Source organism: Vibrio sp. FF266 (genome assembly GCF_041439695.1).
Classification (GTDB): domain Bacteria; phylum Pseudomonadota; class Gammaproteobacteria; order Enterobacterales; family Vibrionaceae; genus Vibrio; species Vibrio tasmaniensis_A.
The window spans coordinates 1-1,264 of record NZ_JBGOOO010000114.1 but is presented as its reverse complement, the minus strand read 5'-3'; the positions used below and the strand labels follow the sequence as shown (position 1 = coordinate 1,264).

1 protein-coding gene is annotated in these 1,264 nt (G+C 50.2%); it reads right to left on the bottom strand.

Annotation, left to right across the window (positions count from 1 at the left end; all coding sequences use genetic code 11):
* Positions 1-1,164: conjugal transfer protein TraN (traN, locus tag ACED59_RS24490; protein ID WP_371705203.1), on the bottom strand; the 1,164-nt coding region annotated here is incomplete at its 3' end.
* Positions 1,165-1,264: the final 100 nt, after the last annotated feature.

Genomic DNA, 1,264 nt, shown 5'->3' with positions numbered 1-1,264 from the left:
AAGACAGAAGGAGTGCTCCCCACATTGCAGATCAGTGGCTCGGCATGTCTTCTCAGCACAACGCTTTGTGACCTCTTGCTCGATGCACACCCCATTTTGCTTAAGGCTGCAATGTTGAGTTTGAGTCGTACAGTCTTTCGGGAGGTTTGCGCAGGTATTAGGGCGGTCACAATGATGGTCTATCCGATATTTCCAACAATTGAGCGTGGTGGGAATGCCATTAATGGTGCGGGTGGCTCGACCTTCAATACATTGCTGGCGAGTGATCTTGCACGAGTTCATCAGGCGGCATTGTGTTCGCCAGGTCATGGTGTTTTTGATGCAGTTCCCTCCGGATAAGGAGAATCCGTTTGAACAGCTCAAGGTGGCTTTTTTCGTTTGTGTGGTGGGTCGACAAATCTCGTAGCGTTTATCCCAGTGTTCGCTCGCTTGCCAATTAACGTGATAGGTCTGTTTTAACTCGCCAAGCGTGTAGCCTTGGTTGGGATAGACACTCTTACCGCCCCATAAATACATGGTTCCTGACGATGAGAAAATGCCATCACCTCTCGTTTGCCTCACATAATGTTTATTATTGTATCGGCATTGTGGGAGGGGACGTTGGCAATTATCCCCTTGCTTTGTCCAACCGGATGGACAGTGGTAGAGGACATTGCCAGTAACCACGGTGGCAACGGGGACTTTTGTACAAGGCACGTTGTTGTTCGTTGGACGATGACACTGTTTAGGAATGTGTTCGATAAGGCACTGGGAGCCGCTATCACAATCGACATAGGCATTTGAGAGGCCGTGAGTGATTTCATACGCATTCTCTTGGCCGAGTAAGGCAAAGCGCATCGCTGGGTCGCTTTTCACATCGGGGCGCCCTTTATTAAAGTGGGTGTTGATGTCTTGAGCCAATCCATTGGTCACAAACTCTGTCCCTTTTTGTGCATTGATATCACCGTCTGACAGTCTTGACTCTTTTGGACTGCGGATCTCTTGTCGACACGTGGCGTCTTTGCAATAGTCATCGACATTGAGTGGCAGGGCATGAGGTGCTAGAGCTTGGCTTGCCGTTTGCTTCGCCCAATTGGCGCTCTCGGTAAAGGTTTGTTGTTCGCTGGCAAGAGCGAGAGTAGATAAAAAACTGAGCGTGAGCGCAGCCCAGAGGTCAATGCGCATAAGGAGCACCTCATCAAAAGTTGGGGTGAGAGAGGGTTATTGGGAATAGAGCGTGCGCAACAGTGGGTGAATGTTTTGCTGCGCATCCCCGGCCGCGAGG